This is a genomic window from Rhizobium sp. NXC24, assembly GCF_002944315.1.
Classification (GTDB): Bacteria; Pseudomonadota; Alphaproteobacteria; order Rhizobiales; family Rhizobiaceae; genus Rhizobium.
Genome location: NZ_CP024314.1, coordinates 1,079,048 through 1,095,540, shown reverse-complemented (window position 1 = coordinate 1,095,540; position 16,493 = coordinate 1,079,048). Strand labels below are relative to the sequence as shown.

Annotated in this window: 12 protein-coding genes and 1 pseudogene; 11 read left to right on the top strand and 2 right to left on the bottom strand. The window is 60.6% G+C overall.

Features of this window, described 5'->3' with window-relative positions:
* Positions 1-104: 104 nt before the first annotated feature.
* The 8 genes from murQ to NXC24_RS29030 all read left to right on the top strand — a co-directional run bounded on the left by murQ (position 105) and on the right by NXC24_RS29030 (position 9,070).
* Positions 105-1,028, top strand: coding sequence for an N-acetylmuramic acid 6-phosphate etherase (gene murQ / locus NXC24_RS29065; RefSeq protein ID WP_104826824.1), 924 nt, complete (start codon positions 105-107; stop codon positions 1,026-1,028).
* Between the two features lie 82 nt (positions 1,029-1,110).
* Positions 1,111-2,631: an ABC transporter substrate-binding protein gene (locus NXC24_RS29060; RefSeq protein WP_104826823.1), complete on the top strand. Its 1,521-nt coding sequence runs from the start codon at positions 1,111-1,113 to the stop codon at positions 2,629-2,631.
* 30 nt (positions 2,632-2,661) lie between these two features.
* Positions 2,662-3,621, top strand: a complete 960-nt coding sequence (locus NXC24_RS29055) for an ABC transporter permease (RefSeq protein WP_104826822.1) — start codon at positions 2,662-2,664, stop codon at positions 3,619-3,621.
* On the top strand, positions 3,621-4,460 hold the full coding sequence (locus NXC24_RS29050; protein ID WP_104826821.1) for an ABC transporter permease: 840 nt from the start codon (positions 3,621-3,623) through the stop codon (positions 4,458-4,460). Before NXC24_RS29055 ends, NXC24_RS29050 begins: the two co-directional genes overlap by 1 nt.
* Positions 4,457-6,199, top strand: coding sequence for an ABC transporter ATP-binding protein (locus NXC24_RS29045; RefSeq protein ID WP_104826820.1), 1,743 nt, complete (start codon positions 4,457-4,459; stop codon positions 6,197-6,199). The genes NXC24_RS29050 and NXC24_RS29045 overlap by 4 nt, the downstream gene beginning before the upstream one ends.
* 20 nt (positions 6,200-6,219) lie before the next feature.
* Positions 6,220-7,239: a serine hydrolase gene (locus NXC24_RS29040; protein WP_104826819.1), complete on the top strand. Its 1,020-nt coding sequence runs from the start codon at positions 6,220-6,222 to the stop codon at positions 7,237-7,239.
* 10 nt (positions 7,240-7,249) lie between these two features.
* Complete coding sequence (locus NXC24_RS29035; RefSeq protein WP_104826818.1) at positions 7,250-8,365, top strand: anhydro-N-acetylmuramic acid kinase; 1,116 nt, start codon at positions 7,250-7,252, stop codon at positions 8,363-8,365.
* A 99-nt stretch (positions 8,366-8,464) separates the two neighbouring features.
* Positions 8,465-9,070 carry a flavin reductase family protein gene (locus NXC24_RS29030; protein WP_245464184.1) on the top strand — a complete coding sequence of 202 codons (606 nt, stop codon included), beginning with the start codon at positions 8,465-8,467 and terminating at the stop codon, positions 9,068-9,070.
* A gap of 5 nt (positions 9,071-9,075) precedes the next feature.
* Here the strand turns inward: NXC24_RS29030 and NXC24_RS29025 are convergent, their stop codons facing one another.
* Positions 9,076-10,254, bottom strand: coding sequence for an MFS transporter (locus NXC24_RS29025; protein ID WP_104827888.1), 1,179 nt, complete (start codon positions 10,252-10,254; stop codon positions 9,076-9,078).
* Between the two features lie 190 nt (positions 10,255-10,444).
* Here NXC24_RS29025 and NXC24_RS29020 point away from each other — a divergent pair, with 190 nt between their 5' ends.
* From NXC24_RS29020 to NXC24_RS29010, 3 genes and pseudogenes are all read left to right on the top strand, one after another.
* Positions 10,445-11,338, top strand: coding sequence for a LysR family transcriptional regulator (locus NXC24_RS29020; protein ID WP_104826816.1), 894 nt, complete (start codon positions 10,445-10,447; stop codon positions 11,336-11,338).
* 119 nt (positions 11,339-11,457) lie between these two features.
* Entirely contained in the window at positions 11,458-12,408 is a 951-nt protein-coding gene (locus NXC24_RS29015; protein WP_104826815.1) for a lytic transglycosylase domain-containing protein, read from the top strand.
* A 131-nt stretch (positions 12,409-12,539) separates the two neighbouring features.
* Positions 12,540-14,809, top strand: a pseudogene (locus NXC24_RS29010) (FdhF/YdeP family oxidoreductase).
* Positions 14,810-14,869: 60 nt separating this feature from the next.
* Here NXC24_RS29010 and NXC24_RS29005 read toward each other — a convergent pair.
* On the bottom strand, positions 14,870-16,486 hold the full coding sequence (locus tag NXC24_RS29005; RefSeq protein ID WP_104826814.1) for a GMC family oxidoreductase N-terminal domain-containing protein: 1,617 nt from the start codon (positions 16,484-16,486) through the stop codon (positions 14,870-14,872).
* Between the last annotated feature and the right edge of the window lie 7 nt (positions 16,487-16,493).

Below are 16,493 nucleotides of genomic sequence, written 5' to 3'. Positions count from 1 at the left end.
TGTGTTGAAAATCCAAGGCTGCTGCGGCTAGCCCGATCCTTGTCGATCGAGCTTGCCATCCCTGATCTATTGATATCGAAGAGCATTCTTCCGAGAGCAGGCACATGACAGAGCAAAGATTGATATCCGAACTGGAGCAATTGGTTTCCGAGGGTCGCAATCCGAACACGATGCATATCGATCTGCTGTCGACCTTCGATATTCTGCGTGAAATCAACTATGAGGATCAAACCGTCCCCGCTGCGGTCGAGAAGGTGATTCCTTCTATCGCCGCCGCGGTGAACCAGATCGTCGCGGCCTTTCAGAAAGGCGGTCGACTGATCTATATGGGCGCCGGCACCAGCGGCCGCCTGGGCATTCTCGACGCATCTGAATGTCCGCCGACGTTCAGCGTGCCGCCGAGCATGGTGATCGGCCTGATCGCTGGTGGCCCCGACGCGCTGCAACGCTCGATCGAAGGCGCGGAGGACGATCCGGAAGAGGGTCGCCAAGCTTTGCAGGATATCAACGTGACGGCCGCGGATGTTGTCGTCGGCATCGCCGTCAGCGGCCGTACGCCCTACGTCATCGGCGGGCTGAACCATGCAAAGAGCGTCGGCGCGGCCACCATTGCCCTGTCCTGCAACCCTAACTCGGTCATCGCCGGCATTGCCGATCTTGCGATTTCTCCGGTCGTCGGTCCGGAAATCCTGACGGGATCGACTCGGCTGAAGTCGGGAACGGCGCAGAAGCTTATTCTCAACATGCTGACGACGGCGAGCATGATCCGGATCGGCAAAAGCTATCAGAACCTGATGGTCGACGTGAATGCGAGCAACAAGAAACTGGTCGCCCGCGCCTCCAGGATCGTCATGCAGGCGACCGGCTGCACGCAGGAAGAAGCACGTCGCGTGCTCGACCAAACCGGCAATGATGTCAAACTCGCCATACTCATGGAAATTACCGGGATGGGCATTGAAGACGCCCGCGTGGCATTGCAAAACGCTGGTGGATTTCTGCGAAGAGCGATCAATGCAAAGACCGCGTGAACTGAAGTTGCAATGGCAATAGCTTTTACGAAGTAGCCAAAATCGGCTGGGGAAGCGTTAAGACGCTCGGAGGGAGAAAAGAATGAAGAGGCATTTTGCGAGGAAGCTGATTTCGTGCGTCGCAGTGGCGGCAGCTCTCGGCATGGCGGCGGTTTCAACCGAAGCGCAGGCGGGGACCCTGCGGATGGCATGGGCGCAGGATGCGACCGGCCTCGACCCGCACAAGCAGACCGCCTTTTCCTCGATCCGCCTGCTGGAGCTGATCTATGAGCCGCTCGTCCGGCTCGACAGCAATCTTCAGATCGTTCCTGCCATTGCCGAGAGCTGGCAGTTTTCGTCCGACGGCAAGGAGCTGACCTTCAAGCTCAATCCGAATGCAAAGTTCCAGAATGGCGCTGCCGTCACGTCGGCTGACGTGAAAGCGTCGTTCCAGCGCATTCTCGACCAGGCGACGGGTGCCGCCGCACGCGCCAATTTCCTGTCGATCGCCAGCATCGATACGCCGGATGCGACGACCGTCATCTTCCACCTGTCGCAGCCCGATGTTCCTATCCTGACGTCGATGACCAGCCTCAACGCGTCCGTCGTTCCGGCAAGCGAAATCACCGCCGGCTCCATCGGCACGAAGGCGATCGGTTCCGGTCCCTTCAAGCTCGACAATTGGGTTCCGAATTCCAAGGAAGTCCTGAGCGCCAACAAGGCCTGGGCCGGCGGCACAGTCGGTGTCGATGGCATCGACATCAGCGTCCTTCCGGATGAAACGGCGATCCTGGCATCGCTTCGCACCGGCCAGATCGATTTCGCGCTTCTGAACGATCCGCTGGTAGCGACGCTGGTTCCGAAGGAGCCGAAGCTACAACTGACCCGCACGCCGGTGCTTTCCTACAACGTCCTGCAGCTCAACCCCTCGCACAAGCCGATGGATCAGTTGGGCGTGCGCCAGGCAATCTCCTGCGCGATCGACCGGCAGGATGTGCTGGATACGGCAGCGCTCGGCGAAGGCAAGGTGACGGGCCCGTTGACCATGCCACTTTATGCGACCGATCCGAGTCAGCTCTTCTGCTATAAGCGCGATGTCGAAAAGGCAAAGAAGCTGATGGCCGGCGCGGGCTTTGCCAACGGCTTCTCCGCAACCGTGATCGCCGCCACTGGCGAGCCGCCAACCGCCACTGCCGAAGCCCAGGTCATTCAGTCGCAGCTCGCCGAAATCGGCATCAAGCTCGATATCAAGGTCATGGAACTCAACGTCTACGTCGATGCCTGGTTGAAGGGCAATTTCGATATGGCGGTTGCGTTGAATGGCGGCAGCGCCGATCCCTATTCGATGTATAACCGTTACTGGACCAAGACCGGCAACCTGCAAAAGGTCGCGAACTATATCGACGATACCTTGGACAGCCTGATGCAGAAAGGTCGTGTCGAAACCGATCCCACCAAGCGAAAGGTCATTTTCGGCGACTTCGAAAAGCACATTGCCGAAGTCTCGCCGTGGATCTGGCTCTACACCGCCTATGGCTACACGGCCGAGCAGAAGAACGTGCAGGGCTTCGTGCCGACACCGACGGGCTCTCTCTTCGGCCTCAGCAAGGTATCCATCCAGTAAGGATAGGTATCTGGTTCTAGAGGAAGTCCCATGGGTTACCTGACGCGCCGGCTGATGACATTCCCGCTGATCATGTTGGGAGTGTCCGTCCTCATATTCGTCGCCATCCGGCTGGTGCCGGGCGATGCGATCACGGCTATGCTCGGAACCAATGCCGGCCTGCTGACACCCGAGCAGAGGCAGGCGCTGGCGGCCTATTTCGGCATCGACCAATCATGGTTCGTGCAGTACTGGCATTGGCTGTTCGGTGTGCTGCAGGGCAATCTCGGCATTTCCGTCACCTACGGCAAACCGGTGCTGGACATCATCCTCGAGCGATTTCCGCTGACGCTTGAGCTTGCGCTGCTCTCCATGGTGATCGCGCTGCTGATTGGCCTGCCGGCAGGCGTCTTCGCCGCGACAAGAAATGAAAGACTGTCCGATCTCGCGGTACGCGTCGTTGCCATGGTCGGGCAGTCCACCCCGAATTTCGTTCTCGGCCTTCTCATCATCTATACCCTTTCGGCAGGCTTCGGTGTCCTGCCGGCTATGGGCGCCTTCACGCCGTTCTTGCAGGATCCGCTTGGCAATCTCGGCCAGATGATCCTGCCGGCATTGACACTCGGTTTTGCCTTCGCCGCTTCGGTCACGCGTGTCGTGCGCTCGGCCATGCTCGATGTGCTGAGTGACGACTATGTCCGCACTGCGCGCAGCCGCGGCGTGCCAGCCCGGGGCGTCATCTGGCGTCATGCGCTGCCCAACGCACTCATTCCGGTGGTGACGCTGAGCGGCGTGGAATTTGGCTATCTCCTTGGCGGCGCCGTGCTGGTCGAGCAGATCTACGCGCTGCCCGGTCTCGGGCGGCTGGTGCTCGATGCGATCCAGCAACGCGATTACGCACTCGTTCAAGGCTGTGTCCTGTTCATTGCCTTCAACTTCATGATCGTCAATCTGCTCGTCGACCTCGCCTATGTCGCGCTCGATCCGCGCGTTCGCTTGGGAGAAGGCTGATGCGCACCGTCAAAGCCATTTTCGGGCACACGAGCGGCTGCATTGGCGGCGCCATTGTCGTCGTTTATCTCATCCTTGCCATTCTCGGCATGCTGGGACTGACCCCCTATGATCCGGTAACACGGAGCCCGCTCAATCGATTGCACGCTCCAAGTGGCGCCTTTTGGATGGGGACGGACTTGCTAGGGCGCGATGTTGCTAGTCGGCTAATGAACGGCATCGGCGAGTCCTTCATCGTCGCCTTTCTCTCCGTTGCGCTTGCAAGTCTGATCGGCACCGTGCTCGGCCTGACCGCCGCCTGGTTCGGCAAGCGCTGGGACGGGGTGATCATGCGCACGATGGATGTATTGCTGGCATTCCCCGCCATCCTTCTCGCGCTATTGATCATCGCCATAGTCGGCCCCGGCACCTGGACCAGCGTCGCGGCGATCGCCATCGTCTATACGCCGATCTTTACCCGCGTCGTGCGCGGGCCGGCCCTCTCGCTGAAATCGCGCGATTTCGTCGATGCCGCTCGCACGTTCGGCAGCAGCAAACCCTATATTCTGACGCGGCATTTGCTTCTGAACCTCGTCGCGCCGTTGACGGTCCAGATCACCCTGGCGCTGGCATGGTCTCTCCTGACCGAGGCCGGCTTAAGTTTCCTCGGCCTCGGTACTCAGCCGCCGGCCTCTTCGCTCGGCTTGATGCTCAGCGACAGCCGCAACCTGATGGAAACCGCACCCTGGCTGCTGATCTTCCCCGGCCTTACCATCATGATCAGCATCCTCGGCTTCAATCTGCTCGGCGATGCCTTGCGCGATGTTCTCGATCCGAAAATGCGGAGGTCCAGCCTGTGAACCCTCTGCTTTCTGTATCAAACCTGCAAGTGGGCTTCGGCCGCAATCCTGAGGCCAACAAGATCGTCCGTGGCGTCAGCTTCGATCTCGAAGCCGGTGAGACGCTGGCGATCGTCGGAGAGAGCGGCTCGGGAAAATCGGTGACCGCACTCTCGATCAATCGCCTCGTCAATTTCGGCGGCGGTCGCATCGTCGGCGGCTCGATCAAGCTGAGGCGGGCCGACAACAGCATTCTCGATCTGACGACGGCGACGGAAGCGGAACTCACCAAAATCCGCGGCGCCGAGATCGGCATGATCTTCCAGGAGCCGATGACCTCGCTCAATCCGGTGCTGACCATCGGCACGCAGATCGAAGAGTCTTTCCGCCTGCATCGCGGGCTGACCGGTCGTCAGGCGACCGCTGCAGCAAAGGATGCACTGGATCGCGTCCGCATCCCCGATGCTGCGCGGCGGCTGAAATATTGCCCGAACCAGCTCTCCGGCGGCATGCTGCAACGTGTGATGATCGCGACCGCGCTTGCCTGCAATCCGCGCCTGCTGATCGCCGATGAGCCGACGACGGCGCTCGACGTGACGGTGCAGGCGCAGATCATGGCGCTTCTGGCCGAGCTGAAGCGCGAGACCGGCATGTCGATGATCTTCATCACCCACGATATCGGTCTCGTCGCCGGTATCGCCGACAAGGTCATGGTGATGCAGGCTGGCGAGGCGGTCGAGCAGGGCGAGTTGAATCAGATCCTCGATAAACCCAGCCATCCCTACACCCAGCATCTCCTTCATTCCGTGCCGCATTTTTCGACCGGCCGCGCGACCCGTTCGGATTTTAGCCGCGATGAGACCGCAGAGGCTGCGCCGGCGCTTAAGGTTGATGGGCTGACAGTTCGCTTCCCGGTATCGGGCGGCTTCTTTTACCGTCCGACTGGCGCGGTGCATGCGGTCGAAGGCGTCGGTTTCGATCTTCTGCCCGGCGAAACGCTGGCGATCGTCGGCGAAAGCGGCTCGGGTAAATCCACTACGGCGCGGGCAATTCTCGGATTGGTGAAGTCGACGCGGGGCACATTTACCGCAAATGCCGGAAAGACGGCGGACCGGACGAGCGCCGTGCAGATGGTGTTCCAAAACCCCTATGCCTCGCTCAACCCGAGGCTTCGCGTCGATAGCATCCTGGCGGAACCCGTCATCGCCGCCGGCGGACGGGCGTCGGGGGAAACACGCAACAGGATGGCCATGCTACTGAAGCGCGTCGGACTGCCCGAAAACAGTCTCGAACGCTATCCGCATGAATTTTCAGGCGGGCAGCGCCAGAGACTGTGCATTGCACGCGCGCTAATGCTGAACCCTTCGGTTCTGGTGCTGGACGAAGCCGTCTCGGCGTTGGATGTTTCCGTTCAGGCTCAAGTCTTGGATCTTCTGATCGAATTGCAGCGGGAGTACCGGCTTGCCTATCTTTTCATCTCGCATGACATGGCGGTGGTCGAGCGGATTGCGCACCGGATCGCGGTGATCTATGCCGGCCAGATCGTCGAGATCGGCGATGCCGTGTCGGTGCTGTCGCAGCCGAAGCATTCCTATACCAAGCGGTTGATCTCGGCCGTTCCGGCGGTTGATCGCCGGCGGGAGAATTTTGCGCTGGATACGCGTCAGGTCCCCTCTCTGGTGCGCCCGCTCGGGTTCGAGCCGGCGGCAACCGAATGGCGACAATTCGCTCCGGATCATATAGCCCAGGCGGAAGCCTGAAAGAGAGACGCGGGGGAAGCATGACGGCGACAGGGAAGACGGAATTCGCGCAGCGCTTCGATCGGGCATTCCAGCCCGTTGAAGCCGCCGTTGCGACCGGGCGCATTCCCGGCGGCGTGCTCGGCATTATCGATCGCGACGGCGATCGGATGGTCCGCGCGGTCGGCTCAGCGCAGAAGGTTCCGATCACGCGGCCAATGCTTGCCGATACTTGGTTCGATCTGGCCTCCCTGACCAAGGTCATCTTCACCACGCCGCGCATCCTGGCCTTGGCGGAAGCCGGCACGATCGATCTCGACGCGCCGCTGATTTCGTTGCTGCCGGATCTGCGCCAATATGATGCGGCTGCCTGGGAGCGGAAGGTGACCTTTCGCCAGTGCCTCGGCCATCAGACGCCCTTTCCGGCCGTCGAACCGCTTTATACCTACGGCCGCGATCCCGATCTGCTGCGCGCCTTTGTTCTACAGCGCGAATGGCGAGCCGTGCCGCCCGTTTATTCCGATATCAATTTCATCTTGCTCGGCTTCGCCTTGGAGCGCCTGACGGGTCAGACGATCCGCGACATGGATGCCGGCCCGGGTTTTGCGTTTTCCGCTACATCCGATCAGGCTGCCGCGACGGAGGATTGCACCTGGCGCCACCGCATTCTCTCGGGCGAAGTCCATGATGATAATTGCTCCGCTTTGCAGGGTGCCGGGCATGCCGGCCTGTTCGGAACGGCCGACGCGGTCCTCGATTTTGCCGTGGGTTTGCTTACAGGCTCCGGCGCCTCCGAGCGCTCCATCGCGTTGATGCGCTCGCCGTTATCGGCGACCCGCACGCATGGATGGGAGCGGCCTTATGACGGCTGGTCGGGTGGCAGCTTGTGCTCGCCGGGCACGATCGGCCATACCGGCTTTACCGGCACCGGCCTCTGGATCGATTTCGACAAGGGAAGGGCCTGGACGCTGCTCACCAACCGTATTCACCCGACACGCCATTTCGACAGCGGGATCGTGGCGCTTCGCCAGACCGTCGGCGATCTCGTCAACAAAGCTTAGGAGCTTGATCATGGAACCAATCTGGGCCGTGGGTCTGATGACCGGAACCGTTCTCGACGGCAATATCGATGTCGCCCTGCTCAAGACGGATGGCGAGCGGATCGAAGAGTTCGGTCCCTATGTGCTGGCGCCCTATCCGGAGTGGATCAAGACATTGCTGGAAGAGACATTGGCCCAGGCCCGGGTCTGGAATTTCAACGGGCCGGAGCCGGAAATCTTCAGACAAGCCGAGGAGGCCTTAACGCGTGCGCAATCGGACGCGGTCAAGGATCTTGTTGAAAGCCACGGGCTGACGATGGCCGATATCGGTGCGGTTGGTTTCCACGGCCAGACCGTGCTGCATCGCGCGCCGCAAAAGGAGCGTCGCGGCGATACACGCCAGCTCGGCGACGGCGAATTGATGCGCTCCATCCTTGGCACCAAGGTTGCCTATGACTTCCGTTCCGCCGATGTACGCGCCGGCGGGCAGGGTGCGCCTCTGGCGGCCGTCTATCATACCGCCCTGTTGCGGCGTGCAGGCGCCGGAGACGATACCGCCATCCTCAATCTCGGCGGTGTCGCCAACATCACTTGGTCGGACGGGGAGGGCAATTTCGTCGCCTTCGACACCGGGCCTGCTAACGCGCCGCTCAATGATTTTGTCAAATCCCATGGCCTTGGCGAGATGGACAGGGACGGCGCGCTCGGCCGAGCGGGTACGGTGGATGAGGCAAGGCTCGCGAAGCTGCTGCAACACCCTTATCTCAGCGCCCCCTATCCGAAATCGCTGGATCGCTTCGACTTCGGAGCCTCCATGGCTGACGGACTTGGCCCCGAGGACGGCGCGGCAACGCTTTCGGCCTTCACCGCATCCGCTGTCGGCAAGGCGCTGGACCTGCTGCCCCGCCGCCCGAAGAAGCTGGTGGTCAGCGGCGGCGGCCGCCGCAATCCGACGATCATGTCGATGCTCAGGACCCGCGCTGGCGTCGAGCCCATCTCGGCGGAAACGCTCGGCTGGCGTGGGGATGCCGTCGAAGCCGAATGCTTTGCATTCTTGGCCGTGCGCGTCTTGCGAGGCCTGCCGATCAGCTTTCCAGGCACGACGGGCGTCCCAACGCCGATGTGCGGTGGCCGGCTTGCAGAATAGGTCGGCTTCGGCGGAGATCACACTTCGATTGTAATCGCACCATTGCCGAGCGAAAATCACTTATGGTGAAGCGGACGTATCCTGTTTCAGGAGGACGAAGTGAGAACCGTTGAACCAAAAATCTTGTATTTTGGAACACCTATTGCACTGATCAGCAGCCTGAACGAGGATGGTTCGACGAATTTGTCACCGATCTCGTCATTTTGGGCACTTGGCTGGACGATGGCACTTGGCCTGTTGAATGATGCCAAGCTCGCGGAGAATCTCGCGCGGCACCCGGAATGCGTCGTAAACCTTCCTTCTCCCTCAATGTGGCAGATGGTCGAAAAGCTTGCGCCGCTGACGGGCAAAGACCCAGTACCCGAACTGAAGTCCAGACAATTCAGGACGGAGAAAGACAAATTCACAGCAGCGGGATTTTCCAGGCACGACAGTGAGCTGGTTCGCCCGGTCCGGGCTGCAGAATGCCCGGTTCAAATGGAAGCCCGTGTCTTGTCACGTCATGAAATGGGCGGAACAAGACTGGCTGAACTTGGAGGCGGCCTTGTTGCGGTTGTTGAGATCTTGCGCGTGCATGCCTGCGAAGAGTTCTTGAAAGGAGATAGCGATCATATCGATCCGCATAAATGGTCTCCGCTGGTTTACAATTTTCGTCATTATTACGATTTGTCCGACACTGAGCTTGGGAAAACATTCCGGGCATAAGATCTCTATCCGGCTGTCTCATAGCGCGCGCGGCTGAGGCTGACGCAGCTAGAGACCGCCGCGCAGATGCCGGCCAAAACAAGTGCGAAACTGGGCGCGCTTGTCTGCGGCATGGCTTCGAAAATGATCGACATACAAATGGCACCAAAAGTTTGCCCGAGCAGACGTGCCGTGCCCTGCATGGCTCCCGCAGCGCCGCTGCGCGCCTTCGGTGCGGTGAGAAGGAGAATGCGGTTGTTTGGGGTCTGGAAAAGGCCGAACCCGACGCCGGCGATCACCGTACCGACTAGAAACGCAATTCCCCGGGGATCGGCGGGACTTAGACCCGCGATGAAAAGGCCTGCGGCCAGGAGCGCGCCTCCAGTGGCGCAGAGCCACGCCGTCTTGATGCGACCCGCCAGCCGCCCGGAAATCGGAGCAATGATGATGGTCGCGGCGGGCCAAGGCATCATGTAGAGCCCCGCCAGCGCCGGCGGCATGTGCAAAGTGTGCTGCAGGTAGAACGGCAGCGCGACGTAGCTCAGCATTTGGCCGGTGAAACACGCGACTGACGCGATGACGGCAACCCGAAAGGCAGGATCGGCCAAGAGGTCCGTCGGCACAATGGGCGTAGTGTTCTTACGCTCAAGACGCAGCAGCGCGATGAGGGACAGAACGGAGCCGCCGATCAGGAAAGAGCCGCTGATCGGTGCGCTGGTTGCGCCAAGCGGTATGTTGACGGCAAACAGCCAAGGCCAACTGGCCACAGAGAGGATTGCCCCGGCGACACCTGGCCCTGCGGCCGACGAAATGGCAATGATCATCGCGTTGATGCCGATGATCGTTCCCAATAGTTGTTGCGGCACCGCAAAGCGCAGGTTCATCATCGCCAGGGCCATGATCGCGCCGGCACCCAACCCCTGAGCAAATCGCGCCGCGACCAGAACGGGCAGATTTCCAGCGAGGGCACAGGCTGCGGAAGCTAGCGTGAAGAGAGCGACACCCATCAGGAAGACACGTCGCGGGCCGTGAATTTCACCCAGCGCGCCACAGGGCAGGAGGGCGACAAGCACAGCAAGCTGGTAGCTGGATACGACCCAGACGGTGTCGCTGGCATCGGCACCAAGCGAGGCCGCGATGGATGGCAGCGCGACATTGGCGATGGCCCCGTCCAACACGACGAGGACGAGCGTCATAAGAAGCACGGCAACGGCCATGTATCGTCGCGGATAGGGCAGGCCGTCATGGGCAGTGGTACCGATTGATGCTACGGACATAGAAGCTCACTTTGTTCGTTTGTTTGCGCCATGGATATCCGCGGTGTATGACTTGCGCCAGACGCAACGCAGGAAACTGAGCGTTGCGTCGAACGCCTCGCCTCGTTAAAACCAGCCTATGCCCGATGTCGACTTGAACCTGCTGGTAGCCCTGGACGCTTTGCTTCGTGAGCGGAGCGTATCGGCTGCCGCGCGAAAGCTTGGATTAAGTACGTCCGCCATGAGCCGGACGTTGTCGAGGCTTCGGATAGCGTTGAGCGATCCCATTCTGGTTCCGGCCGGCCGTGCGATGGTCGCGACACCCCATGCCGAGGCGATAGCAGACCAGGTGCGTTCGCTGACCGCTGCTGTCCAGGCCGTGCTTAGCCCGCAGCCAGCGGTCGAAATTCGCGAGCTGCAACGCGATTTCACGATCCGTGCCAATGAGGCATTCGTGCTCTTACATGCCGCGCGCCTCAGTATCGCCGTCACGAATGCCGCGCCCGGTGTGCGGCTGCGTTTCGCGCCCAAGCCAAACAAAGAAATTCAGCCCCTGAGGGATGCAACGATTGACCTGGACATCGGGGTCATCTCGGGTGATGGCGCGGAGTTGCGCGGGCAAACACTGTTTGAGGACTCCTTTGTCGGCGTGGCGCGGGCTGGACATCCTCTTTTGAGGGCGGAGCATATAACCCCCGAGCGATACGCGGCATGCGAACATGTGATCTCCTCCAGGCGAGGGCATTTCACGGGTCCCGTTGACGAAGCTCTCACCGAACTCGGCCTTTCGCGAAAGGTCAACCTCGTCGTGCCGAGCTATCCGGCAGTTATCGCCGTCGCGGCAGCATCCGATCTTATCGGATTGGTGCCGCGTTCGTATTGCCAGCCGGGCGCTGCGAGCCAGATCGAGATGTTTGAGCTGCCAGTGGCCACCCCCGGCTTCGTCATCGCGCAGACGTGGCATCCGCGCATGGACGCAGACCCTGTCCATCGATGGCTGCGGGCATTGATCTTCGAAGCTTTCAGGCCATAGCCGACCGTTGAACGGAGGTTATCCGGAAGCCTCCAGCAGCTTCCTAGTTTTCGTCGTCGCGCATCGATGCTATCAAGAAGGCAATCTAGCGATTTCGATTTCAAACGGGTTTCGCAGGGATGGCAGGCAACCAGCATCGGTCCGGCTTTGTCGTAAGGGTCACAGGTTTTGTTATTGCGTCCGGCTTCGTCGTCTCGGCCGCTTGCCCCGCGAAGGCCCAGCCTGAATGGAGCGTTGCGTCACCGGCCTGCATTTCCGGACCTTTGGTAACGGATACCGGCAAGACACTTTGCATCCGCAAGGAGAGCTACAATCGCGACCTCTGCGACGCGATCGACTATTTTGCCCACGCCAATCATCTGCCATCGGATTATCTCGCCAGGCTCATCTGGCGCGAGAGCACATTTCGCCCCGATGCGATCAGCCCGAAGGGCGCGCGAGGCATTGCGCAGTTCATGCCGGGGACAGCACGGTTGCGCGGCGTTCAGGACAGCTACGACCTGCTGGAGGCACTGGGCAAGGCGGCGGCCTATCTGGACGAATTGCGCAACCGTTTCGGCAATCTCGGCTTGGCCGCCGCCGCCTATAATGCCGGCGAAAACGGCCTCGCAAATTTCCTCAATTCCGGCAATCTTCCCTATGAGACACGCAGCTATGTGATTGCCATCACGGCACACACGGTCGAGCAATGGAAGGATGACCCGCCCGATACCGTCGCGCCGGAACTCGACAAAGGCAAGCCTTTCGCGCAGGCCTGCATGGCGCTTGCCGGCAGCCGCCGGCTGAAGCAGGTCGCTTTGGAGCAGGAGCGACCCTGGGCGCCCTGGGGCGCCCAGCTTGCGGAGCACCTCCAACTCGATACCGTCCGGCGGCTTTTCTCCGAAGACGTCAGCAAGCTTCCATCACCATTGAATGAAGAAAAGCCGCTTATCGTGCGCCAGCGCAATGCAGATTTCGGTTTCCGCATCCGATACGCCGCCCGTATCGGCCGGCAGACGCGTGAAGAGGCAGATGCCGTTTGCGCTCAAGTCCGCCAAAAGGGCGGCGCTTGTTTCGTCTTCAAGAATTGAGGGTTTCGCCGGGTTCGGAATGCAGCGAAATGCACAATGGGTTTATCGCTCGCTGCTTCTCAATGTGCAAATACTCGTCAATCGGCTAGTCTCATTCCCGGGTCTCGGGCGGGCAACCAAAGGAGCGTGCTATGGCGAAGAAGCGCGAAGTTCCGGGAATTCGTACCTACAGCAATCCCGCGGGCGGCTGGGGTGCCTTGAGGGCGACCGCCAAGGCCGTGCGCGAGCAGATGGATGTCACGGAAGCGCCGCTGCTTCTTCTGCGCACCAACAAGCCTGATGGTTTCGATTGCCCCGGCTGCGCCTGGCCGGACAAGGAACACACATCGACGTTTCAGTTCTGCGAAAACGGCGCAAAGGCCGTCACCTGGGAAGCCACGAACAAGCGCGTGACGCCCGAGTTCTTCGCCAAGCATACCGTGACTGAACTGCTCGAATGGAGCGATTACGAGCTGGAAAATGAAGGGCGGCTCACGCACCCGATGGTCTATGACAGGGTAACCGATACCTATCGGCCGATCGAATGGGACGCGGCGTTTGCCCGCATCGGCGAGATCATGCGCAGCCTGCCAGATCCAAATATGGCGGAGTTCTACACGTCCGGCCGCGCCTCCAACGAAGCCGCTTTTCTGTTCCAGATCTTTGCGCGCGAATACGGGACCAACAATTTCCCCGATTGCTCCAACATGTGCCACGAGGCGACCAGTGTCGGCCTGCCGCAATCGATCGGCATCGGCAAGGGTACGGTCTCGCTGGAGGACTTCGACCGTTGCGAGCTGATCATCTCCATGGGCCACAATCCCGGCACCAACCACCCGCGCATGATGGGCACGATGCATGAATGCTCGCGGCGCGGCGTGCCGATCATCGTCTTCAATCCGCTGAAGGAACGGGCGCTCGAACGCTTCGCCGATCGCAGAACCCGATCGAAATGAGCACCTTCGGTTCGACGCGGATTGCCTCTTCCTACTATCAGGTGAAGATTGGCGGCGATGCGGCGGCGCTGAAAGGCATCATGAAGGCAATACTGGAGTTGGCCGAGGCGGCGGAAGACGTTGTCGACCGAGCCTTCATCGCCGAACACACCAACGGTTTCGATGCCTTCGCCGTCGACCTCAAGCAGACGGCATGGGCGGATATCGAAAGGGCCTCCGGCCTTGCGCGGGCAGAGCTGGAACGGGTCGCAGCCGCTTATGCTAAATCGAATGCCACGATCGTCACCTACGGCATGGGTATCACCCAGCACGCCAAGGGTACCGCGAATGTGCAGCAGATTGCCAATCTGCTGCTGCTGCGCGGCAATTTCGGCAAGCCCGGCGCCGGCATCTGCCCGTTGCGCGGCCATTCCAACGTGCAGGGCAATCGCACGGTCGGGATCAGCGAGAGGCCCAATCCTGCGATGTTTGCCGGCATCGAGCGCGCGTTTGGCTTCAAATCGCCCGAACACCATGGTCACGATGCGGTCGCCGCAATGCAGGCGATGGCGGAGGGGCGATCTAAGGTGCTGCTCTGCCTTGGCGGCAATTTTTCGATCGCGCTGCCGGACCCGGAACTCTGCGCCGCGGGCATGCGCAAGCTCGACCTCGCCGTTCACATGAATACCAAGCTCAACCGCTCGCAACTGCTGATCGGCAGGGAGTCCATCATTCTGCCGGTGCTTGGGCGCACCGAGCAGGATATCCAGTCCTCCGGGCCGCAATCGGTGACGATCGAAGACTCGATGTCGATGGTGCATGCCTCGCGCGGCAAGCTGAAGCCGGCCTCGGACCATCTGCGTTCCGAACCGGCGATCGTTGCCGGTATGGCGCAGGCAACATTGCCCAATAGCAAGGTCGCCTGGATGGACCTGGTAGCCGACTATGATCGCATTCGTGACAAGATCGAAATCGTCTTTCCCGATTTCGCGCGCTACAATGAGCGCATCCGTGTACCGGGCGGTTTCCGCCTGCCTCTTGGTCCAACCGAGCGCATTTGGAAGACGCCTTCCGCCAAAGCGGAATTCCTGCTGTTCCAGGGGCTCAACGAGGATGTCGCAGTGGCAGACGCCGGCCTGCTCAAACTCGCGACGATACGCAGCCACGACCAATACAACACGACGATCTATGGTCTAGACGATCGCTATCGCGGCGTTTTCGGGCGCCGTGACGTATTGTTCATGAATGACCGCGATCTGGCGGCGAAGGGGCTGGAGCATGGCGATCTCGTCGAGATCGAAACAGCGCTGCCTTCGGGCGACAAGCGGCTGCTGAAACTGACAGCGATCTCCTACGACATCGCGCCGGGTTCGGTCGCCGCCTATTATCCGGAGGCAAACTGCCTGATCCCGATCGACTATCAGGACAAGGAAAGCGGCACGCCGTCTTATAAGTCGGTTCCGGTGCGCATCAGCAAAGCCGCGTAACATATTGTTTTTGAGGCGGTTCTTATTCTCGCGGAATCGAAGCATCCGAACTGGCGAACTTCAGTAACTCTTTCCGATCATCTCCGCTGCCTTGGAGCCGATCGCCATTGCCGGCGCATTGGTATTTCCCGACGGGATGAAGGGAATGATCGAGCAATCGATAACCCGCAGGCCTTCAATGCCGCGCACGCGCAGCTTTCCGTCGACCACCGACATCGGATCATTGTCCGGTCCCATGCGCAGGCTGCCGGAAGGGTGGTAATTCGTCTTGACGGTCTGGCCGGCGAATTTTGTCAGAGCCTCCTCGTCCTGCAGCGCCCGGCCGGGCAGGATTTCGTCCGCGATCTTCGATTTGAACGGTTCCGTCTCCAGCAATTGCCGGGCGACCTTCAGCGAGGCAAGCGTCAGGCGCAGGTCGTCCGGATCGCCGAAGAAGTTGCAGTCGACCAATGGCTGATCCGCCGGGTTGCGCGAGCGTAGTTTGACGCTGCCGCGTGCCTTCGGGCGTAGCAGGCAGGAGGTGAAGGTGACCCCATAGCTGGGCTTGGCGGAGGAAACGTCACGGTCGAGATAGACGATCGGGGCGCAATAGAGCTGGATCGATGGCCGTTCGCTGCCGTCCGGATCGTAGAACAGGCAGGATTCTATGCCCGTCGTGGTGACCGGGCCCGAGTTGAAGAGCAGGTATTGCAGCCCGTTGCGAAGCATCGGCCAACCCTTGTCCTCGCCGAAATAGCCGGATTTGGCTTTGGTCGTGGCGATGACCGGCACTTCATGATGGTCCTGCAGATTGGCGCCGACGCCGGGAAGATCGAGCGTAACGGCGATATCATGTTCGCGCAGATGATCGGCCGGGCCGATGCCTGAGAGCATCATCAGTTTGGCGCTGTTGTAGGTGCCCGCAGCGATAAGGATTTCCCGCGCTGCATGGATCGTCTGGCTTTCTCCGTTGCGCGTACAGGTTACACCGGTCGCGCGGCCGTTTTCGATGACGATGCGGTCGACGCGGGCATCCGTAATGATCTCCAGTCTCTTGTCACCGGCGAGTGGATCGAGGAAGGCCTTCTTGGCATCGGAGCGCTCCATCTTGCCGTTCCACTGGCCGTAGGTGTGCTGCATGATGCCGACGCCGTTTTGCCTGACGCCGTTGAAGTCGGGATTGTAGGGATGACCGAGCCCTTGCGCCGCCAGCAGAAAATCCTCGGTCGTGTCCGAGATATGTCCCGGCTCGGAGACGCGCAGATTGCCGGATATGCCGTGATATCTGTTGTTGAAGCGCGTATTGGCTTCGATCCCTTTGAAGTGCGGCAGCATGTTGGCATAGGACCATTCTATCCCATGGCCGAGATGGGCGGCCCAGCCGTCGTAATCCTCTTTCTGCCCGCGCATGTAGACCATGGCATTGACGGCGCTGCCGCCGCCAAGTGCCTTGGCGACCGGAACGATCGGCCCGCGACCGCCAAGCTGCGGCTGCGGAACCGTATGATGCATTTCGAGGAAATCGTCGCGGGCAAGATATTTCATATAGCCCGCGGGAAATGCCATCAATTTCGCGGTCCTGCGCGGCCCACGCTCGATGACGAGCACGGAAAAGCCGAAATCACGCACCAGCCGCATAGCGGCGACGCAAGCTGCCGAACCACCGCCGGCAATGATGAAATCATAGGTCTTCGCCACCAAAGCT